Source organism: Streptomyces sp. CCM_MD2014 (assembly GCF_000772045.1).
Lineage (GTDB): Bacteria > Actinomycetota > Actinomycetes > Streptomycetales > Streptomycetaceae > Streptomyces > Streptomyces salinarius.
In genome coordinates, this window is the sequence record NZ_CP009754.1 from 6,788,495 (window position 1) to 6,808,955 (window position 20,461).

General features: G+C 72.1%; 20 protein-coding genes. 10 read left to right on the forward strand and 10 right to left on the reverse strand.

Translation table 11 applies throughout. The annotated features are described in order from the left end of the window. Nucleotides 1–33 precede the first annotated feature (33 nt). Together NI25_RS30195 and NI25_RS30200 are read right to left on the reverse strand one after the other, a co-directional pair. Nucleotides 34–342 (reverse strand): hypothetical protein, encoded by a 309-nt coding sequence (locus NI25_RS30195; RefSeq protein WP_233520789.1) that lies wholly within the window; start codon nucleotides 340–342, stop codon nucleotides 34–36. Nucleotides 343–490: 148 nt separating this feature from the next. Then, complete coding sequence (locus NI25_RS30200) at nucleotides 491–2,029, reverse strand: S8 family serine peptidase (protein WP_061445482.1); 1,539 nt, start codon at nucleotides 2,027–2,029, stop codon at nucleotides 491–493. A 342-nt stretch (nucleotides 2,030–2,371) separates the two neighbouring features. Here NI25_RS30200 and NI25_RS30205 point away from each other — a divergent pair, with 342 nt between their 5' ends. The 3 genes from NI25_RS30205 to moaA all read left to right on the forward strand — a co-directional run bounded on the left by NI25_RS30205 (nucleotide 2,372) and on the right by moaA (nucleotide 5,532). After that, entirely contained in the window at nucleotides 2,372–2,746 is a 375-nt protein-coding gene (locus NI25_RS30205; protein ID WP_061445483.1) for a DUF485 domain-containing protein, read from the forward strand. Next, a complete protein-coding gene (locus tag NI25_RS30210) occupies nucleotides 2,743–4,377 on the forward strand; it encodes a cation acetate symporter (protein ID WP_061445484.1) in 1,635 nt (544 codons plus the stop codon). The genes NI25_RS30205 and NI25_RS30210 overlap by 4 nt, the downstream gene beginning before the upstream one ends. A 165-nt stretch (nucleotides 4,378–4,542) precedes the next feature. After that, nucleotides 4,543–5,532, forward strand: coding sequence for a GTP 3',8-cyclase MoaA (moaA, locus tag NI25_RS30215; RefSeq protein ID WP_061445485.1), 990 nt, complete (start codon nucleotides 4,543–4,545; stop codon nucleotides 5,530–5,532). A 172-nt stretch (nucleotides 5,533–5,704) separates the two neighbouring features. Here moaA and NI25_RS30220 read toward each other — a convergent pair whose 3' ends face one another. After that, the gene (locus NI25_RS30220) at nucleotides 5,705–5,953 is read right to left on the reverse strand and encodes a hypothetical protein (protein ID WP_061445486.1); all 249 of its coding nucleotides are present in this window, start codon (nucleotides 5,951–5,953) and stop codon (nucleotides 5,705–5,707) included. Nucleotides 5,954–6,176: 223 nt separating this feature from the next. Next, a complete protein-coding gene (locus tag NI25_RS30225; RefSeq protein ID WP_199561047.1) occupies nucleotides 6,177–6,560 on the reverse strand; it encodes a DUF3099 domain-containing protein in 384 nt (127 codons plus the stop codon). Nucleotides 6,561–6,822: 262 nt separating this feature from the next. Between NI25_RS30225 and NI25_RS30230 the strand changes: the two genes are divergently transcribed. Beyond that, nucleotides 6,823–7,104 carry a GlsB/YeaQ/YmgE family stress response membrane protein gene (locus tag NI25_RS30230; RefSeq protein ID WP_061445488.1) on the forward strand — a complete coding sequence of 94 codons (282 nt, stop codon included), beginning with the start codon at nucleotides 6,823–6,825 and terminating at the stop codon, nucleotides 7,102–7,104. Nucleotides 7,105–7,183: 79 nt separating this feature from the next. Here NI25_RS30230 and tyrS read toward each other — a convergent pair whose 3' ends face one another. The 3 genes from tyrS to NI25_RS30245 form a co-directional block, all read right to left on the reverse strand. Next, the gene (gene tyrS / locus NI25_RS30235) at nucleotides 7,184–8,452 is read right to left on the reverse strand and encodes a tyrosine--tRNA ligase (protein WP_061445489.1); all 1,269 of its coding nucleotides are present in this window, start codon (nucleotides 8,450–8,452) and stop codon (nucleotides 7,184–7,186) included. A gap of 69 nt (nucleotides 8,453–8,521) precedes the next feature. Beyond that, nucleotides 8,522–9,919: a metallopeptidase TldD-related protein gene (locus tag NI25_RS30240; protein ID WP_061445490.1), complete on the reverse strand. Its 1,398-nt coding sequence runs from the start codon at nucleotides 9,917–9,919 to the stop codon at nucleotides 8,522–8,524. Then, nucleotides 9,916–11,439: a TldD/PmbA family protein gene (locus tag NI25_RS30245; protein ID WP_061445491.1), complete on the reverse strand. Its 1,524-nt coding sequence runs from the start codon at nucleotides 11,437–11,439 to the stop codon at nucleotides 9,916–9,918. Before NI25_RS30245 ends, NI25_RS30240 begins: the two co-directional genes overlap by 4 nt. Nucleotides 11,440–11,714: 275 nt before the next feature. Between NI25_RS30245 and fabG the strand changes: the two genes are divergently transcribed. Together fabG and fabI are read left to right on the forward strand one after the other, a co-directional pair. After that, complete coding sequence (gene fabG / locus NI25_RS30250) at nucleotides 11,715–12,419, forward strand: 3-oxoacyl-[acyl-carrier-protein] reductase (RefSeq protein WP_061445492.1); 705 nt, start codon at nucleotides 11,715–11,717, stop codon at nucleotides 12,417–12,419. 5 nt (nucleotides 12,420–12,424) lie between these two features. After that, nucleotides 12,425–13,192 (forward strand): enoyl-ACP reductase FabI, encoded by a 768-nt coding sequence (fabI, locus tag NI25_RS30255; protein WP_031047682.1) that lies wholly within the window; start codon nucleotides 12,425–12,427, stop codon nucleotides 13,190–13,192. 152 nt (nucleotides 13,193–13,344) lie between these two features. On the opposite strand, the gene NI25_RS30260 is transcribed toward fabI, so the two are convergent. Next, complete coding sequence (locus NI25_RS30260; protein ID WP_061445493.1) at nucleotides 13,345–14,037, reverse strand: FadR/GntR family transcriptional regulator; 693 nt, start codon at nucleotides 14,035–14,037, stop codon at nucleotides 13,345–13,347. Nucleotides 14,038–14,107: 70 nt separating this feature from the next. On the opposite strand from NI25_RS30260, the gene NI25_RS30265 reads away from it, so the two are divergent. From NI25_RS30265 to NI25_RS30280, 4 genes are all read left to right on the forward strand, one after another. Then, entirely contained in the window at nucleotides 14,108–15,451 is a 1,344-nt protein-coding gene (locus NI25_RS30265; protein WP_420710789.1) for a CynX/NimT family MFS transporter, read from the forward strand. Between the two features lie 97 nt (nucleotides 15,452–15,548). Next, complete coding sequence (locus tag NI25_RS40555) at nucleotides 15,549–15,665, forward strand: SGM_5486 family transporter-associated protein (protein WP_037836969.1); 117 nt, start codon at nucleotides 15,549–15,551, stop codon at nucleotides 15,663–15,665. Nucleotides 15,666–15,848: 183 nt separating this feature from the next. Continuing rightward, nucleotides 15,849–16,055, forward strand: a complete 207-nt coding sequence (locus NI25_RS30275) for a hypothetical protein (RefSeq protein WP_061445495.1) — start codon at nucleotides 15,849–15,851, stop codon at nucleotides 16,053–16,055. Nucleotides 16,056–16,147: 92 nt separating this feature from the next. Beyond that, entirely contained in the window at nucleotides 16,148–16,666 is a 519-nt protein-coding gene (locus tag NI25_RS30280; protein ID WP_061445496.1) for a SixA phosphatase family protein, read from the forward strand. Between the two features lie 94 nt (nucleotides 16,667–16,760). On the opposite strand, the gene serB is transcribed toward NI25_RS30280, so the two are convergent. Both serB and NI25_RS30290 read right to left on the reverse strand, forming a co-directional pair. Further along, nucleotides 16,761–18,005, reverse strand: coding sequence for a phosphoserine phosphatase SerB (serB, locus tag NI25_RS30285; protein ID WP_061445497.1), 1,245 nt, complete (start codon nucleotides 18,003–18,005; stop codon nucleotides 16,761–16,763). A gap of 269 nt (nucleotides 18,006–18,274) precedes the next feature. Beyond that, nucleotides 18,275–20,389 (reverse strand): streptophobe family protein, encoded by a 2,115-nt coding sequence (locus tag NI25_RS30290; RefSeq protein WP_061447161.1) that lies wholly within the window; start codon nucleotides 20,387–20,389, stop codon nucleotides 18,275–18,277. Nucleotides 20,390–20,461 lie beyond the last annotated feature (72 nt).

Below are 20,461 nucleotides of genomic sequence, written 5' to 3' on the forward strand. Positions count from 1 at the left end.
CACCAAGTCGTCAGATCCGGGCAAGTTCCGCCTTCACGAGCCGGGCGCCACGTCGGCCTCGGTCGCGTCCTGCGGGCGGGAAGCGGCCGACCACCACAGCCGCACCTCTTTGCCCGCGTCCTTGGGCCGCAGCTCCCACCCCTGAGCGAGGGCGACTTCGGCGACGTGCCGTCCGCCCACGCCGCGGCGGTCACGCAGCGGTGTCCCGCACCCCGCGGGCGGCCGCGCCTTCTTCGGTTCGCGTGGGACGGAGGCCCGCTCGGTCCACTCGCCCACCGCCTTCTCGACCCGTGCCCGGTAGTAGGCGGTGTCCCCCTCGTGCCGCAGCGCGGGCCACGTCACACCACGAACCCCACCTGGCGATGCCGCCGGGGACGGGGTCGGCGCACTTCAGGCAGCCGCGTTCGAAGCTCTCACCGACTGCCGCACGAGTGGGGCGGCGGACCGGTTCCACCCGGTCCGCCGCCCCCGCGTCACGCGCGCGTACCGGTTACCGGGTCACCGCGTCCAGTGCGTCGGCCATGCCCCAGCCGTAGAAGCCGTTGCGGTTCTTCGGGCCCTCGCACACCGCGTCGACCTTGCCGTCGCCGTCGATGTCGTACGGCTTGGTGCACGCCGTGGCGTCGGCCTGGGCGTACAGCAGGGCCTTGACCATCGCCGGGGAGGCGTGCGGGTGCGTCGACTTGATGAGGGCGGCGACACCCGCGACGTGCGGGGAGGCCATCGACGTACCGGCCATGTAGCCCCACTTGCCGCCGGGCAGCGTGCCCAGGATCAGTCCGCTGGTGGCGGGCGGCTCGGGCGTCTGGTAGGCCGTCGAGTCGCCGCCGGGCGCGGCGATGTCGATGACGCCCCGGCCGTAGTTGGAGAAGGACGACTTGAGGCCCTTCGCGCCGGTCGACGCGACCGTCACGACACCCGGCAGCTGGGTCGGGATGTCCAGGCACTTCGACGGGTCGACCGTCCGGTCACCGGGCGTGGTGTCGTTCGGCGAGGACGGGTCGGTGATCTCGTCGGAGGCCAGGTCGTAGTTCTCGTTGCCGGCCGCGGCGACGTTGACCGCGCCCTTCTTCTCCGCGTACCGCGCGGCCCGCGAGACGGCCTCGACGAGCGCCTTCTGGTCCGGGTCGTCCTTGCAGTTGAAGTACCACGGGTCGGTGTAATAGCTGTTGTTGGTCACGTCGGCGCCGTGCTCGGCGGCCCACATGAAGCCGCAGACCACGGCCTCGGTGTAGAAGAAGCCGTCGGGGTTGCCGACCTTGATGCCGGCCACCTTGACGCCGGGTGCCACGCCGGTCATGCCGACGCCGTTCTTGGCGGCGGCTATCTCCCCGGCCACGTGGGTGCCGTGCGGGCTCTCCGACGCGCTCGGACGCCAGGCGCCGTCGGTGGTGTCCGGCTTGCCCGCCACGCAGTTGACGGACGCCTGCCGGTCGAAGTTCGGGGCGATGTCCGGGTGGGTGTCGTCGACACCGGTGTCCAGGACGGCCACGGTCACCCTGCTGCTGCCCAGCGACTTCTCGTGCGCCTTGTCCGCCTTGATGGCGGGCAGGTCCCACTGCAGCGACTCCAGCGGGTCCTGGCCCTCGGCCTTCGCCGAGGTGGCCTTGGCGGCGGCCAGCTCCGCGCCGCTCAGCACCTGCGGCGCGCCCGTGTCGGTCGTGGCGGCCGAGGGCAGCGGCGCGGTGCGGGTGGCACCGGCCGACTGCACGCCGCGCACCTTGCGCACGCTCTTGGCGAAGTCCGGGTTGGCGGAGTGGACGACGATCACGCCGATCCGGTCGTACGACGCGACGATCGTGCCGCCCGCCCCGGCTATCGCGCGCCGCACGGTGGCCGAAGGGCGGTGCCCCGGGGAGACGTTGACGACGTAACTGAGCGAGGTCCCGTCGGTCGCCGCCGAGGGGGCGGACTCCACCGCGGGGGCGGCGGTGGCCGGGGTGCCCGGCAGGAACGCCAGCGACGCGGCCACGGCCAGGCCGGCCGGGATCGCGAGGGCGCGACGGTGACGCGGGTGGGGTGCGGTCATGCGTGGTGTCTCCAGTCCGTCGGGAAAGCTCGGAAAACGCGTGCGGAGCGCGGGCCCCCCGGGAAACGCGGATGATCCATGGGGTCTCCACATCATCGGCAAACGGCACCTGCCCGAGACACGGGTACGGCTCGGGCAGGTACATGACGTAGTGGTGCAGGGCGAAGTTATCCCCCGAAGCCGCTGGCCAGCAATGACCCGCTCAGAGTGACTTCGGAAAGTGCGGCGGGTGTTGAACCGGTCCCCACGGGGCGCCGTGTCGTTGGTCAGGGAGCCCGAGCACGATCAGGCCCCTGAGAACACCGAGGTCCAGCCGTCATGTCCGTCGTACGAGGAGACTCCGTGGCCACCGACGCACCGCCCCCCTCGAAAGAGGAGCCCCCCTCGCAAGAGGAACACCGACTCCCCTCCGCCGAGGAGTTCTCCGAAGTGCAGCAGAGCGCTGAGTTCGCCGAACTGCGCCGCTCCTTCCGCTCCTTCGCGTTCCCGCTGACCATCGCCTTCGTCGCCTGGTACCTGCTCTACGTGCTGCTGTCGAACTACGCCGGCGGCTTCATGGGCACCAAGCTCTTCGGCAACATCAACGTCGCGTTCGTCTTCGGCATCGCCCAGTTCGTCACCACGTTCCTCATCGCCTGGTGGTACTCGCGGCACGCCGCCGCGAAGCTCGACCCCAAGGCCGAGGCCATCAAGTCCCGGATGGAGGGCGGCGCATGAGCCCCGCACAGTCCGTTTTCGCCGCCGAGCTGGCCGCCAACGAGGCGAGCGAGCACCGGCCGCTCATCATCACGCTCTTCGCGGTCTTCGTCCTCGCCACGCTCGGCATCACCGTCTGGGCCGGCCGCCAGACCAAGGACGCGGCCGACTTCTACGCGGGCGGCCGCCAGTTCAGCGCCTTCCAGAACGGCCTCGCCGTCTCCGGCGACTACATGTCGGCGGCGTCCTTCCTCGGCATCGCCGGCGCCATCGCCCTCTTCGGCTACGACGGCTTCCTCTACTCCATCGGCTTCCTGGTCGCCTGGCTGGTCGCCCTGCTCCTGGTCGCCGAGCCGCTCAGGAACTCCGGCCGCTACACGATGGGCGACGTCCTCGCGTACCGCATGCGCCAGCGTCCGGTGCGCACCGCGGCCGGCACCTCCACGATCGTCGTCTCGATCTTCTACCTGCTGGCCCAGATGGCGGGCGCGGGCGTCCTCGTCTCGCTGCTGCTCGGCATCACCTCCGACGCGGGCAAGATCCTCATCGTCGCCCTCGTCGGCGTCCTGATGATCGTGTACGTCACCATCGGCGGCATGAAGGGCACCACCTGGGTCCAGATGGTCAAGGCCGTGCTGCTGATCGGCGGCACCATCCTGATCACCTTCCTGGTGCTGCTGAAGTTCGACTTCAACATCTCCGACCTGCTCGGCAAGGCCGCGGAGAACAGCGGGGCGGGCTCCGCCTTCCTGGAGCCCGGCCTCCAGTACGGCGCGACGGGCACCACCAAGCTCGACTTCATCTCCCTGGGCATCGCCCTGGTGCTCGGCACCGCCGGTCTGCCGCACATCCTGATCCGCTTCTACACGGTGCCCAACGCCAAGGCCGCCCGTAAGTCCGTGAACTGGGCGATCGGCATCATCGGTGCCTTCTACCTGATGACCATCGCCCTCGGCTTCGGCGCGGCGGCGCTCGTCGGCAAGGACGAGATCATCGCGTCCAACCCGTCCGGCAACACGGCGGCGCCCCTGCTCGCGCTGCACGTCGGCGGCGTCGACTCGGCCTGGGGCGCGATCCTGCTCGCCACGATCTCGGCGGTGGCCTTCGCCACCATCCTCGCCGTCGTCGCCGGCCTCACCCTCGCCTCGTCCTCGTCCTTCGCGCACGACATCTACGCCAACGTCATCCGCAAGGGCCAGGCCACCGAGAAGGAGGAGATGCGGGCGGCCCGCTGGGCGACCGTCTTCATCGGCATCGTCTCCATCGCGCTCGGCGCCCTCGCCCGCGACCTGAACGTGGCCGGCCTGGTCGCGCTGGCCTTCGCGGTCGCCGCGTCCGCCAACCTGCCGACGATCCTCTACAGCCTGTTCTGGAAGCGCTTCACCACCCAGGGCGCCCTGTGGTCGATCTACGGCGGTCTGATCGTCGCCGTCGGCCTGGTGCTGTTCTCGCCCGTCGTCTCCGGCGACCCGAAGGCGATGTTCCCCGACGTGGACTTCGCCTGGTTCCCGCTGAAGAACCCGGGCATCATCTCCATCCCGTTCGGCTTCCTGATGGGCTGGCTCGGCACGGTCCTGTCGAAGGAGGAGCCCGACAAGGCGAAGTACGCGGAGCTCGAGGTCCGGTCCCTGACCGGCACCGGAGCCCACTGACACCCCGCCCGACCGGCGACGACGCGGCCGCTCGTAGATCCCTACGACGCGGCCGCGTCCCGCGTCGTGGGTTCGGGCGGCTGTCGATGTCGGACCGGTCACGTAGGCTCGACGGTGTCGGCGGAGAGAAACGCTCCACCGATCCGCGTCGAGGGAGGGGGCCACGTGCTCATCGACACCTACGGCCGAGTGGCCACCGACCTGAGGGTCTCGCTCACCGACCGCTGCAATCTGCGCTGCACCTACTGCATGCCCGAAGAGGGCCTCCAGTGGCTCGCCAAGCCCGACCTGCTCACGGACGACGAGATCGTCCGCCTCATCGACATCGCGGTCACCTCCCTCGGCATCGAGGAGGTCCGCTTCACCGGCGGGGAACCGCTGCTCCGCCCCGGCCTGGTCGGCATCGTCGAGCGCGTCGCCGCCCTCACCCCGCGCCCCCAGATGTCGCTGACCACCAACGGCATCGGGCTCAAGCGCACGGCCGCGGCCCTGAAGGCGGCGGGCCTGGACCGGGTCAACGTCTCCCTGGACACCCTGCGCCCGGACGTCTTCAAGACCCTCACCCGGCGCAACCGCCACCAGGACGTCCTGGACGGCCTGGAAGCCGCCCGCGAAGCCGGACTCGCCCCGGTCAAGGTCAACAGCATCCTGATGCCGGGACTCAACGACGACGAGGCCCCCGACCTGCTCGCCTGGGCCGTCGAGCACGACTACGAACTGCGCTTCATCGAGCAGATGCCCCTGGACGCCCAGCACGGCTGGAAGCGCGAGGGCATGATCACCGCCGGTGACATCCTGACCTCCCTGCGCACCCGCTTCGAGCTGACCGCGGAGGGCGCGGGGGAACGCGGCTCGGCCCCCGCCGAACGCTGGCTGGTGGACGGCGGCCCGCACCGCGTCGGCGTCATCGCCTCCGTCACCCGCCCGTTCTGCTCGGCCTGCGACCGCACCCGGCTGACCGCCGACGGCCAGGTGCGCACCTGCCTGTTCGCCACCGAGGAGACCGACCTCCGCGCCGCCCTGCGCTCCGACGCCCCCGACGAGGAGATCGCCCGCATCTGGCGCCTGGCCATGTGGGGCAAGAAGGCGGGCGCGGGCCTGGACGACCCGACGTTCGTGCAGCCGGACCGCCCGATGTCGGCGATCGGGGGTTAGGGCCTGTCCGGCGGATCAGGTCGCAGCACCTCGTCGACGCTGGTGAGCGGGGTCTGGTGCGTGCAGCCGCAAGGCGGAGGAGGGCGTCGACGCGGAGCGTCGGCGACCGACGACAACGCCCCGGACGCGCGTGCCGGGCCCCGCGTCCGGGGCATGATCCGCCGGACAGGCCCTAGGCGGGACCTGCCCCGCCGGACCCGCCGGAGACCTCCCGGGTCTCCCACTCGGCGAGCGGGACGACGTCCTTCAGGAAGCCCCGCACCCCGAGGAACTGGGACAGGCTCTCCCGGTGCTCGTCGCACGCGATCCACGTCTTGCGGCGCTCCGGGGTGTGGAGCTTCGGGTTGTTCCAGGCCAGCACCCACAGGGCGGCGGTGCGGCAGCCCTTGGCGGAGCAGATCGGGGTGGTTTCGTCACTCACGGTTTCTTCTCACAGGTCCCCACACATGGCGACGCCGAGCAGCCACGGGGGGAGCTGCCCGGCGTCGGTCCGTCGCTCCGACGGGGGATGCGGAGCGCGTACGAAGTATGTCACGGCTCATCCTTCCCCGGGCCCGGAACAACACGAATTCATCTGAGCATTTCTTCGGCCTGGCGTGGAATCGACGCCGCCGAAGGAGGCGCCGCGGTCACGGTCGGCCGCGTTACTCACCGGCCGCGCGCGGCCCCGGATCGGCCGTGGCGCGCTCCGCGACGGATTCCGCCGTGCCGTTCCCGGCCCGTGGCGGCATGATCATCGGCGGGGTCGGCGCCGTCACGAACGTCGACGGCAAGGATGGCGCGTTCTCACGCCCCGCGTTGGCGATCACGACCGCGATGTACGGCAGCGCCGCCCCGAGGATCAGGGCCGCGATCGCGACGTGCCGTTCCACGTTCCACAGGCAGACCGCGAGGATCACCGACAGGGTACGGATCGACATCGAGATGACGTACCGGCGCTGCCGCCCGCGCACGTCCTCCTGGAGGCCCGTCCGGGCCCCGGTGATCCGGAACACCTCGGCATTGCCGCCGGCACTCTGCTTCCGCATCTGGTTCCACCATCCGCCCGCATCGGACTCTCCCCGCCCCGCTCTCGTCCGCGGCCGCTCGGGGACGCCGGTCCCGGACAACTCACCACGTTACGCCGCGTCCGCGCCGCCCACGAGACCGGGGCACCCCGGTCGGACCGCACCGCGTGCGCCGCCCCGCGCAGGCGCCGGTACCCCGTTCGGCCGTACGCGGCATGCGCCGTACGCGGTACGCCCCGACACTGGTGGCAATGCTCGCGTAGGGCCGGACGAGGAGGCAGCCATGGGCTGGTTGTGGGCGATCATCGTGGGATTCGTGCTCGGCTTGATCGCCAAGGCGATCATCCCCGGCAAGCAGCACATGCCGCTGTGGCTCACCACCATCTGCGGCATGATCGGCGCGATCATCGGCAACGCGATCGCCCGCGCGGCCGGCGTCGAGGCCACGGCCGGCATCGACTGGTGGCGGCACCTGTTCCAGCTGGTGGCGGCCATCATCGTGGTCGGCCTCGGCGACGCCGCCTACACGGCGGTACGCGGCAGCCGGCGACGCGAACGGGCCTGACCCCTCCGGTCCCCGTACGCCGAAGGGGCGGCCCCGGCAGCCATCGACCGCCGGGACCGCCCCTCACGCGTGCACCCGCTCAGGCGCCGGTGACCTCCACCGCGGCCAGGTTCTTCTTGCCGCGGCGCAGCACCAGCCAGCGCCCGTGCAGCAGGTCCTCCTTGGCGGGGACGGCGTCCTCGCCGGTGACCTTGGCGTTGTTCACGTAGGCGCCGCCCTCCTTCACCGTGCGGCGCGCGGCGGACTTGCTGGCCACCAGACCGACCTCGGCGAACAGGTCCACGACCGGGGCCGGCTCGGCGACCTGGACGTGCGGCAGCTCGGACAGGGCCGCCGCCAGCGTCCGCTCGTCCAGCTCGGCCAGGTCCCCCTGGCCGAAGAGGGCCTTGGAAGCGGCGATCACGGCGGCCGTCTGGCCGGCGCCGTGCACCAGCGTCGTCAGCTCCTCGGCCAGCGCGCGCTGCGCGGCACGCGCCTGCGGACGCTCCTCGGTCTGCCGCTCCAGCTCCTCCAGCTCCTCACGGGAGCGGAAGGACAGGATGCGCATGTACCTCGAGATGTCCCGGTCGTCCACGTTCAGCCAGAACTGGTAGAACGCGTACGGCGTCGTCATCTCCGGGTCCAGCCAGACGGCGCCGCCCTCGGTCTTGCCGAACTTGGTGCCGTCCGCCTTGGTCATCAGCGGCGTCGCGTAGGCGTGGACCGACGCGTCCGGCTCCAGCCGGTGCAGCAGGTCGAGGCCGGCCGTGAGGTTGCCCCACTGGTCGCTGCCGCCCTGCTGCATCGTGCAGCCGTACCTCCGGTAGAGCTGGAGGAAGTCCATCGCCTGGAGCAACTGGTAGCTGAACTCCGTGTAACTGATGCCCTCGGAGGACTCCAGCCGCCGGGCCACGGAGTCCTTGGTCAGCATCTTGTTGACCCGGAAGTGCTTGCCGATGTCCCGCAGGAACTCGATCGCCGACAGGCCCTCGGTCCAGTCCAGGTTGTTGACCATCACCGCGGCGTTCTCGCCCTCGAAGGACAGGAACGGCTCGATCTGGCCCCGCAGCCGCCGCACCCAGCCCGCGACGGTCTCCGGCGAGTTCAGCGTGCGCTCCGCGGTCGGGCGCGGGTCGCCGATCTGACCCGTGGCCCCGCCGACCAGCGCCAGCGGCCGGTGCCCGGCCTGCTGGAGCCGGCGCACGGTGAGCACCTGCACCAGGTGCCCCACGTGCAGGGACGGCGCGGTCGGGTCGAAACCGCAATAGAACGTGACGGGACCGTCCGCGAGCGCCTTGCGCAAAGCGTCCTCGTCGGTGGACTGGGCGAACAGCCCGCGCCACTTCAGCTCGTCGACGATGTCCGTCACGGTTCTCGTGTCTCCTACGTGCTCATGCGTGATGATCTTCAGGCAGTCGGGTGACGGCCGACTACGAGGTTATACGCCCTGACTGACAGAGCTCATGTTGAAATCGGGGACCCGCAGCGCGGGCATCGCGGCCCGGGTGAACCAGTCGCCCCACTCCCTGGGCAGCGTCTTCTCCGTGCGCCCCGCATCCGAGGCCCGCCCCAGCAGGTCCACCGGCGACTCGTTGAACCGGAAGTTGTTCACCTCGCCGACGACCTCGCCGTGCTCGACGAGGTAGACGCCGTCCCGGGTCAGCCCGGTCAGCAGCAGCGTCGCCGGATCCACCTCGCGGATGTACCAGAGGCAGGTCAGCAGCAGGCCGCGCTCCGTGCCCGCGACCATCTCGTCCAGGGACCGGTCCGGGTCGCCGCCGTCCAGGATCAGGTTGCCGATCGCGGGCGCCACCGGCAGCCCGGTCAGACCCGCGCTGTGCCGGGTGGTCGTCAGCCGGTGCAGCTCGCCGTCCCGGATCCAGTCGGTCGCCGCCACCGGCAGCCCGTTGTCGAACACCGACTGGTCGCCGCCCGAGGAGTGCGCGACCACGAACGGCGCGCTCTCCAGACCCGGCTCGTGCGGATCGCTGCGCAGCGTCAGCGGCAGCGCACCGAGCCGCTCGCCGACCCGGGTGCCGCCGCCCGGCTTGGAGAACACCGTGCGCCCCTCGACCGCGTCCCGTCCGGAGGCCGACCAGTACTGATAGATCAGCAGGTCCGCGACCGCGGTGGGCGGCAGCAGCGTCTCGTACCGCCCGGCGGGCAGCTCCACCCGCCGCCCGGCCCAGCCGAGCCGTACGGCCAGGTCGGCGTCGAGGGCCGCCGGGTCGACGTCCTTGAAGTCCCGCGTGGCCCGCCCCGCCCACGCCGACCGGGTACGGTCCGGCGACTTGGCGTTCAGCTCCAGCGTCCCGTTCGGCTGGTCGTGCCGCAGCCTGAGCCCCGTCGACGTACCGACGTACGTCGAGGTCATCTCGTGGTTCGCGAACCCGTACAGCTCCCGGCCGCCCGCACGCGCGCGTGCGAACGCCTCCCCGAGGGCCGGCGCGAAGTCGGCGAACACCGCCGAGGAGGTCTCGGCGGGCGCGTCGGTGAAGTCCGGCGACCCCGGCCCGCCCGGGACCAGCGGCTGCGCGTCCTCGGCCGGACCGGCACCCCGCGCGGCGGCCTCCGCTGCGCGCACCAGGGGCTCCAGCTCGTCCACGGTCACGGCCGACCGCGACACCACCCCGGACGCCGTGCCCTGCTGCCCGTCGACGGTGGCGACGACCGTCAGCGTGCGCCCGCGCGTGACGCCGTTGGTGGTGAGCGCGTTGCCCGCCCAGCGCAGGTTGGCGGTGGACTCCTCGTCGGCGATGACGACGCACCCGTCGGCCCGGGACAGCTCCAGCGCCCGCTCGACGATCTCGTGCGGCTTGTTGGTCGCGGCGCTCATCGACCCGCCTCCTGGGTGGTGTTCAGAATGTTGACTCCCTTGAAGAGGGCGGACGGGCAGCCGTGCGAGACGGCCGCGACCTGCCCCGGCTGGGCCTTGCCGCAGTTGAAGGCACCGCCCAGGACGTACGTCTGCGGGCCGCCGACGGCGGCCATGGACCCCCAGAAGTCGGTGGTCGTCGCCTGGTACGCCACGTCCCGCAGCTGGCCGGCGAGCCGCCCGTTCTCGATCCGGAAGAAGCGCTGACCGGTGAACTGGAAGTTGTAGCGCTGCATGTCGATGGACCAGGACCGGTCCCCGACGACGTAGATCCCGCGGTCGACGCCCCCGATCAGATCCTCCGTCGACAGCCCGCCCGGATCCGGCCGCAGCGACACGTTGGCCATGCGCTGCACCGGCACGTGCGCGGGGGAGTCGGCGTAGGCGCACCCGTTGGACCGCTCGAAACCGGTGAGCCTCGCGATCCGCCGGTCGAGCTGGTAGCCCACCAGCGTGCCGTCCTTCACCAGGTCCCAGGACTGGCCCGCGACGCCCTCGTCGTCGTACCCGACGGTCGCCAGGCCGTGCTCGGCGGTGCGGTCGCCGGTGACGTTCATCAGCTCGGAGCCGTAGCGCAGCTTGCCGAGCTGGTCGAAGGTGGCGAAGGAGGTGCCGGCGTAGGCCGCCTCGCAGCCGAGGGCACGGTCCAGCTCGGTGGCGTGCCCGATGGACTCGTGGATGGTCAGCCACAGGTTCGACGGGTCGACCACCAGGTCGTACAGCCCCGCCTCGACGCTCGGCGCGCGCATCTTCTCGGCCAGCAGCTCGGGCATCTCGGCCAGCTCGGCCTCCCAGTCCCAACCGGTCCCGGTCAGGTACTCCCAGCCCCGCCCGGCCGGCGGCGCCAGCGTGCGCATGGAGTCGAACTCGCCGCTGGAGTCGTCCACCGACACCGCGGTGAGCACCGGGTGCAGCCGCACCCGCTGCTGCGTCGTCACGGTCCCGGCGGTGTCGGCGTAGAACTTGTTCTCGTGCACGGTGAGCAGCGAGGCGTCCACGTGATCCACCCCGTCGGCCGCCAGCAGCCGCGCGCTCCAGTCGGCCAGCAGCGCCGCCTTCTCCGCGTCGGGCACACCGAAGGGGTCGATCTCGTACGCCGAGACCCAGGTCTTGTCGGCGTGCACGGGTTCGTCGGCCAGCTCGACCCTCTCGTCCGACCCGGCCGCCCTGATCACCTGCGCCGACAGCTTCGCCATCGCCACCGCCTGCGAGGCGACCCTGGCGGCGGCGTCCAGCGTGAGATCCACGCCGGACGCGAAGCCCCACGTGCCGCCGTGCACCACCCGCACCGCGTACCCGAGGTCGGTGGTGTCCGAGGATCCGGCGGGCCTGGCGTCCCTGAGCCGCCACGACGCGTTGCGCACCCGCTCCAGCCGGAAGTCGGCGTGCTCCGCGCCGAGGGCACGCGCACGGGCGAGCGCGGCGTCGGCGAGGGCGCGTAGGGGGAGTGCCGTGAAGGCTTCGTCGATGCTGTGAGGCACCTGCGTCTCTTTCTGTCGACGTGACCGGTCGTCTGCCGCGACACCGGGGGCTGCGCCGCATCATGTCGCGTCCGCGGTCCGGCGACCACACCTTTCCCGTCGTACCCGGGACCGGTTCTGTAGGGACCCGACAGACAGCCCCGTAAGCCACTGTGGGTGCCCGAGTCTTTGGGGGAGGCCGGGGACCGATAGATTTCCGAGGAAGCCGCCTGCCGTCGCCGTCCGCCGTACGGGTGACCGGACGGGTGGACGACCGCTAGGGAAAGGGTGATCCGTTGAGCCGCTCGGTTCTCGTCACCGGAGGAAACCGGGGCATCGGCCTCGCCATCGCCCGCGCCTTCGCCGACGCAGGCGACAAGGTCGCGATCACATACCGCTCGGGTGAGCCCCCGGAGGGCTTCCTGGCCGTCAAGTGCGACATCACCGACACCGAGCAGGTGGAGCAGGCCTACAAGGAGATCGAGGAGACGCACGGTCCCGTCGAGGTCCTGATCGCCAACGCCGGCGTCACCAAGGACCAGCTCCTGATGCGCATGTCGGAGGAGGACTTCACCTCCGTCCTCGAGACCAACCTCACCGGCACCTTCCGCGTCGTCAAGCGCGCCAACCGCGCCATGCTGCGTGCCAAGAAGGGCCGCGTCGTCCTCATCTCGTCGGTGGTCGGGCTCCTCGGCTCCGCCGGGCAGGCGAACTACGCCGCCTCCAAGGCCGGCCTGGTCGGCTTCGCGCGCTCCCTCGCCCGCGAGCTGGGGTCGCGCAACATCACCTTCAACGTCGTCGCGCCCGGCTTCGTCGACACCGACATGACCAAGGTGCTCACCGACGAGCAGCGGGCCAACATCGTGTCGCAGGTGCCGCTGGGGCGGTACGCGCGGCCGGAGGAGATCGCCGCGACGGTGCGGTTCCTCGCCTCGGACGACGCCTCGTACATCACTGGAGCCGTCATCCCCGTTGACGGCGGACTGGGAATGGGTCACTGATCACCATGAGCGGAATTCTCGAGGGCAAGCGCGTCCTGATCACCGGTGTGCTGATGGAGTCCTCCATCGCCTTCCACGCCGCGAAGCTGGCCCAGGAGCAGGGTGCCGAGATCATCCTGACCGCGTTCCCGCGGCCCACGCTGACCGAGCGCATCGCCAAGAAGCTGCCCAAGCCCACCAAGGTCATCGAGCTGGACGTCACCAACGACGAGCACCTCGCCCGGCTCGCGGACGTCGTCGGCGAGGAGCTGGGCGGTCTCGACGGCGTCGTGCACTCCATCGGCTTCGCCCCCCAGGACGCGCTCGGCGGCAACTTCCTGAACACGCCGTTCGAGTCGGTGGCCACCGCCATGCACGTCTCGGCGTACTCCCTGAAGTCGCTGACCATGGCCTGCCTGCCGCTGATGCAGAACGGCGGCTCGGTCGTCGGCCTCACCTTCGACGCGCAGTACGCCTGGCCGCAGTACGACTGGATGGGCCCGGCGAAGGCCGCGCTGGAGGCCACCAGCCGCTACATGGCCCGTGACCTCGGCAAGCAGAACATCCGCTGCAACCTGGTCTCGGCGGGCCCGATCGGCTCCATGGCCGCCAAGTCCATCCCGGGCTTCGCGGACCTCGCCTCCGTGTGGGACAGCCGTTCCCCGCTGGAGTGGGACCTGAAGGACCCGGAGCCGGCCGGCCGCGGCATCGTCGCCCTGCTGAGCGACTGGTTCCCCAAGACGACGGGCGAGATCGTCCACGTCGACGGCGGTCTGCACGCCATCGGCGCCTGACCGGCCGCCTCGCCGAGGGCCCGCGTCCCGTGTACGGGGTGCGGGCCCTCGCCCGTTCGCCGTTTCTTCCCCGTCCCCCGTCGCCGTCGCCGTCGCCGTCGCCGTCGCCCTCGCCGGAGCGGCGCCCGTGCCGCCCCCGGCCGGGGCGCGAGTCAGTCGTCCGAGGGCGGGCCGAACAGCCCCGGACGGCACACGAACGGATAGGCCGCCGCCTCCTCCGCCGCCGTCGCCGCGTCGCCCGCGCGGATCGCGTCCACCAGCCGGCCGTGGTCCATGTGTGACGCCGGTGTCATGCCCTCGCCCACGTCGCCCCGCAGCCAGTCCCGCAGCACCTCGCTGAGGTCCGCGTACATCGCGGTCAGCACGTCGTTGTGCGAGGCGGCCACGACCGCCAGGTGGAACGTGGCGTCCGCCGCCACGAACGCCTCCGCCTCGCCCGAGTCCCAGGCCTCCTCCCGGCGCAGCAGCAGGGCGTCGATCTGCTTCAGGTCCTTTTCCGTACGCCGCTCGGCGGCCAGGCGCGCGGCGGCCGACTCCAGCGTGGAACGCAGCTCGGCGATGTGCCGGGGTTCCGCGCCCGCGAAGCGGCGCTGCATGACGCCGGCCAGCTCGCTGGTCGCCACGACGTACGTGCCCGAGCCCTGGCGGATGTCCAGCAGCCCGTTGTGCGCGAGCGCGCGGACCGCCTCACGGACCGTGTTCCGGGCGACGCCGAGCTGCTCGACCAGTTCGGGTTCCGTGGGGATGCGGGAGCCGACCGGCCACTCGCCCGAGGCGATCTGCTGCCGCAGCGCGGCGATGACCTGCTCGGACAGGGCCGAACGGCGGGGATGGCTCAGTGGCATGGCTCACCTTCGCACACGAGCGGACGAGCGTGTGGACAACCAATCATCCCATGATTCTATGATGGGTCTCATGGCTAGTGACGAAACCCGGACCGAGACGCGTACGGAGGCGAGTACGGACGTGTGCGCCGAGACGCGCGCCGAGAGCAGGAAGCACGAGGTACCCGGCGAGGCGCCCGCCACGCGCGCGTGGACGACCCGGCTGCTCATCCTCGGTATCGTCCTGGCCGCGCTGAACCTGCGCCCCGCCATCACCAGCCTGGGCGCGCTCCTGGAAGAGGTCCGCGACGGACTCGGCATGAGCGGCAGCGTCGCCGGACTGCTCACGTCAGTGCCTCCGCTGTGCTTCGCCGTCTTCGGGGTCACCGCCCCCCGGCTGGCCCGGCGCTTCGGGCCCGGAGCGGTGGTCTGCGCCGGCATGGTCGCCATCACCGCCGGCCTGCTGATACGCCCGTACGCCGGGGGCACGGGCGGCTTCCTGGCCGCCACCGCCCTGGCACTGATGGGCATCGCGGTCAGCAACGTCCTGATGCCGGTCATCGTCAAGCGCTACTTCCCCGACCGCGTCGGTTCCATGACCGGCCTGTACTCGATGGCGCTCGCGTTCGGCACCTCCGTCGCCGCCGCGGCGACCGTGCCCGTGACGAACGCGCTGGGCGGCCACTGGCAGCCCGGTCTCGCGGTCTGGGCCGTGCTGCCGGCGCTGGCCGTCGTGCCGTGGCTCCCCTTCGTACGGAACCGGAAGACGCCGGCGGCCGACGGATCGTCCACGTCGCAGCCGCGGCGGGAGAGCGTGCGGCCCGCCGGCAAGCCGGTGGAACAGCCGCCGCTGAAGATCACCCGCAGCCGTACGGCCTGGGCGCTCGCCGTCTTCTTCGGCCTCCAGGCCACCGCCGCCTACATCACGATGGGATGGATGGCGCAGATCTTCCGTGACTCCGGCGTGTCCGCCGGCACCGCCGGGCTGCTGCTCGCCGTCATCATGGTGATGGGCGTGCCGCTCGCCTTCGTCATCCCGCGCGTGGCGACCCGCCTGCCCCACCAGGGCCCGATCGTGCTGGTCCTGGGCCTGTGCGGGCTCGCCGGATACGCCGGTCTGTACTTCGCCCCGGTCGGCGGCGCCTGGGCCTGGGCCCTGCTGCTCGGCGTCTCCAACTGCGCCTTCCCGCTCGCGCTGACCATGGTCGGCATGCGGGCCAGGACGGGAGCGGGCGTGGCCCAGCTGTCCGCCTTCGCGCAGAGCACCGGCTACCTGATCTCCATCCCGGGTCCCCTCCTGGTGGGCGTCCTCTACCAGCACAGCGGCGGCTGGGGACTGCCGATCGCGCTGATGAGCGCGCTGATGGTGCCGCAGATCGTGGTGGGCGTCCTGGCGGGGCGCGACCGCACGGTGGAGGACGAGGCGGGCCGCTGAGCCCGGCGGGCGGTGCCCCGCTCCCGGTGGCCGGTCCGCCGGGCCGGGCCGGTGGGTCGCCGGGAGCCGTCCACGCGGGGGATGCGAGACTTGCCGTATGCCAGTCCTCGATCCGAACCCCCAGCACGGCCAGAAGAAGATGCTGATCGTCTTCGGCTCCTTCCTCGCGATCTTCGTGATCATCGGCGTCATCGCGACCATCGCCTCTCCGTGACGCCGCCCTCACCGAGTGGAGGGTGGGGTTAACCCCCCGTCCCCTAGGGGGTGAGGGTCAGGGTCAAGTGGGTGGACCTCCGGATGGGTTGGGCCCCGCGGAGTCCGTAACTTCGAGATGTGCCCGCGACACGCGGGCCGCGGAGCACGGACCAGGGACGCCCGAAGACCAGCGGAGGCACTCATGTCGGCCCCTATTCAGACCCGGCCTCCCCAGGCGACCCGGGGCGGTGTCGACATCCGGCTGCCCTGGTGGGCCGTGGCCCTGCCCGTGCTGGCCTTCGTCTCGCTGCTCCTGCTCATCCTCAATCCCGCCGACGCCCACGCGGCCGCCGATCAGCCCGCGATAGCCCACCTGCTGGAGCGGGTGGAGCAGCTGACCGGACACTGAGCGCCGACCGCCGTCCGTCACGGGCCCAGCGTGGCGAATCCGCATGTCAACTACCAGAGCCCCGTGGCCTGTTTCATGCGAAGCTGGATGACATGAGCGTCGCAGAACCCCGCAGGATTGTTCTCTTCCGGCATGCGAAAGCCGACTGGCCACAGGTGAGCGACCACGAGCGGCCGCTCGCCGACCGGGGCCGCATGGACGCCGCGGAGGCCGGGCGTCGGCTCGCGGACACCGGAGTCCCCTTCGACCAGGCCCTGTGCTCCACCGCGGTGCGGACCCGGGAGACCTGGAAGCTCGCCGTCCAGGAGTTCCCGCACCGGCCGAAAACCGTCTATGAGGAGCGGATCTACGAGGCCTCGCCCGGCGAGCTGATCGCCGTGCTCAACGAGACCCCCGACGACCTGTCGAACGTGCTGATGATCGGCCACAACCCGGGCATGGAGGCACTGACCGAGATCCTGGCCGGCTCCGCCGAGGACGCGGTCCGCGAGCGGATCGACCGCCGGGGCTTCCCGACCGCCGCCTTCGCCGTCCTGACCTTCACGGGCTCCTGGAAGGACGTGGAGCCCGGCACGGCCACCCTGGTCGACTACTGGGCGCCGACCGACTGACCGCATCCGCGGCACGGGGCCCGGCACCCTGGCGGTCCGGGCCCTCGTCGCGCCGGGCGTCCGCCCGTGCCGCCGCCGTCCGGGCTCCCGGCCGTCAGAGCCGCTCGGGGGAGAGACCGAGGCCGTCGCCGAGCCCCTCGTCCAGCGTGTCCGCGGCTTCGACCTCCTCGCGGGTGATGCCCAGCAGATACAGCACCGTGTCCAGGAAGGGCACGTTCACCGCGGTGTGCGCGGCCTCGCGCACCACCGGCTTGGCGTTGAAGGCGACGCCGAGCCCGGCCGCGTTCAGCATGTCCAGGTCGTTGGCGCCGTCACCGATCGCCACGGTCTGCGACAGCGGTACCCCGGCCTCGGCGGCGAACCGGCGCAGCAGCCGCGCCTTGCCCGCCCGGTCCACGATCTCCCCGGTGACCCGGCCGGTCAGCCTGCCGTCGACGATCTCCAGCGTGTTGGCCTGGGCGAAGTCCAGCCCCAGCTGCTCCCGCAAGGCGTCGGTGACCTGGGTGAAACCGCCGGAGACGACACCCACCTGGTAGCCGAGCCGCTTCAGGGTGCGGATCAGGGTGCGGGCGCCCGGCGTCAGCCGCACCTCGGCGCGCACCTTGTCCACCACCGAGGCGTCAAGGCCCGCCAGCAGGGCCACGCGCGCGTGCAGCGACTGCTCGAAGTCCAGCTCCCCGCGCATCGCGGCCGCGGTCACCTCGGCGACCTTGTCCTCGCAGCCGGCGTGGGCGGCGAACAGCTCGATGACCTCGTCCTGGATCAGCGTCGAGTCCACGTCCATCACGACCAGGCGCTGCGCCCTCCGGTGCAGCCCCGCCGCGACCACCGCGATGTCCACGCCGAGTGCCGCGGCCTCGGTGGCCAGGGCCGTGCGCAGCGGTTCGGTCTCCACGCCGGAGACCGCGAACTCGACGGCGGTCACCGGGTACTTGGCGAGCCGGAAGATCCGGTCGATGTTGCTGCCGGACTCGGTGATCCGGGCCGCTATGGCGGCGGTCGCCTCCGCGGTGAGCGGGTGCCCCAGCACCGTGACCAGGGAGCGGCCGAAACCGCGCGGCCGGTTGTCGCCGATGCCGGAGATGATCTCCGCCTGCAGCTTCAGCGACTCCGCCCAGCTGTGGACGGTCGCCCGGAGGTCACCCTCCAGGCCGCGGGGCGGCTCGGTCACGAGCGCGCACAGCACGATCCGGCCACGGGTGACGACCTGCTCGATGTCGACGACGTCGACGGAGTAGGCGGCGAGGGTGTCGAACAGGCCGGCGGTGATGCCCGGCCGGTCCTTGCCGAAGATCTTGACGAGAAGCGTGGGAACGTCAGAGGTCTGCGTAGCGCTCATGGTGTTCCCACCGTATCCGGCACTGGGTGCCGCCCGCTCCCGAGGTCCGCCTGGCGGACAGCCGGCACGGGGAGGCGCGCGGTGCACACGGCAGGGGCGGCAGCGGGCTGCGGTCCCGCCGCCCCGGAGCCCCGATGCCCACTGCGCACCGTAGGGACGCCGAGGGCGCCGTGCGACCCGGCCTCCCGCGTTCTGCCCAGGTGGGCGGGGGCAGGTGCTCCGCGCTCCGGACGGTGCGGTGCGGCACGATGATTGCCGGCGGCCGCCCTTCACCGTCCGTCCCCGGGCCGTCCCGGCGGGACGGGAGGAGGAGGCGGTGGGGGCGGAGGACGCTCGCCCCAGGGCCGGGACGGGGGGCGTTCACCCGGCCTCGGCGGCCGTCGCGGCGTTCCCGGCGGCGGGGCGAGCGGCCCGGCCACCGTGGGAGCTCCGTACACGTCGTCGTCGGCCTGCCGATCCGCCCCGTCGTCCTCCTGCTGGTCGGCCTCACCGCGCTCCTGGCCCGCCCAATGGCCCCTCCGGTCGGCCGTGGCGGTCTCGTGCCCGGTCCACGGGTCTCTCCGGTCCGTCGTGGCGGTCTCGTGCCTGGTCCACGGGTCTCTCCGGTCCGTCGTGGCGGTCTCGCGCCCCGCCCAGGAGTCCTCCCCGCCCGTCGCGTCGGCCCCGCGCGCCGCCTCGTCGTCGTACGGCCCGGGACCGCAGACCCGACCGCCGACGCCGGGCGGCGGTGTCCCGGGCTGCGTATGGCCCGGCCCCGGCAACCGCCCCGCGTCAGGCGGGCGCGCGTCTTCGGGCTCCCACCCTCCCGGTGCCGTGCCGGGGCCAGCTCCCGCCTCCGCTCGGGACCAGACGTGGGGATGCGTGCCCGGGCCGGGCCGCCGGTACGGGGCACCCGACCGGTACGGCTCCGAGGGCGCCGCCACGGACGTCACACCGCCCCCACCACCCGCACCGCGACCCTCCGTCACCACTCCGGCACCGAGTGCCAACCCCGACGCCCGGGTCCCCGCCGCCCCGCTCACCCGCGCCAGCAGCGCCCCGAGGGACCCCGCGCCCGCACCCCACACGGCGCCCAGCAGCAGCGCCGCCCCGAGATGTCCGCGCAGGTCGATGCCCGCGCCGAAGGCGTCGATCCCGAGCACGGACAGGGAGGCGTCCACGGACACCTCCGTGAGCCACGACAGCAGCGGCAGCGTCAGCGCGCCGGTGACGCCCAGCCGCAGCGCACAGCGCCGAGCGAAGGCGAGGGACCGTGCCTCACCGTGACCCACCGGTGTCCGGACCGCCGTCAGCACCCCGGCCAGCAGCATCGTCAGCGCCGCGGCCACCCCGAGCAGCCACACCCGCCCGTCCAGTTCCGCCAGCCGCCCCAGCGTGACCGGCTCCCCGGTGCCGGACCCGAGCAGGTCGTCCAGGGGAGCCGGGAGGACGTCGACCAGCGCGCCGGTGGCCCGCCCGTCCCAGGGCACGAACAGGCCGACGGGAAGACCGAGCCAGGCCCCGTTCGGCGCACCCAGCAGTGCGGCCCCCGCGATCCGCCGAGGGTGGTCGTCGCCGATCGCCGCCCAGACCGCCGCCGCGCAACCGGCCGCCACCGCCGTCAGCGCCACCGTGACCACGGCGGACACGGCCGGCCGCACCACCCGGTGCACCGCCTCGCACCCGCGCGGCAGCGGAGTGCGGCGCGATGCCAGCAACGCGATCAGCAGCACTCCCGCGGACCAGACGAGACCGCCCAGCAGCGTCGGCGCGGTGTCGACGGTGAACCCGACGGCGGCCCGGGCGCCGACGAGGTCGCCGATCCGGTCGGGCAGCAGCCCGCCGATGTCGCCGCCCACGTCACCGAGCCCGGGAATCTCCGGCCCACCGTCACCGCCGTCACCCCCGCCGGGCAGGTCGTCGAGCCCGATCGAGGCGCCGTCGATCGTGATGACGTCGTGACCCGCCCAGGCCAGTCCGCCCGTCATCGCCACGAACAGCGCGACCACCGCGCCCGCGCGGGCGAGGAGTTCGGCGAGGGAGACGACGATCCCGGCCGCCCGCAGGGACCGCAGGAAGAAGAACGACAGGAACAGCGCGCCGACCAGGCTCACTCCCAGTGGCGTGATCTCGATGGCCGTGTGCGCCTCGGCCCCTTTCAGTCCGAACACGGACACATCACCGTCCGGGGTGACCGACCCACCCGCCCCGAGCGCCACGACCGCCGCGGTCATCGGCCCCAGCGAGCCCGCGGCGTCCGCGTCCAGCAGCCGCAGACCGAGCACCGCCGTGCCCGCCATGCCGATCAACGCCCAGCTCACGGAGGCGATCGCGGACAGCAGGACGTCGCCCCACGGCACACGGATGCCGTACCCCTCGGTTCCGACGCTCGTGGACGCGCTCATGGCAGACCCCCCGATCCGCTGCGCGGTCAGGTTGCCGCGCATGTCCCCCTCGCGTGGAATACCACTCTCCGG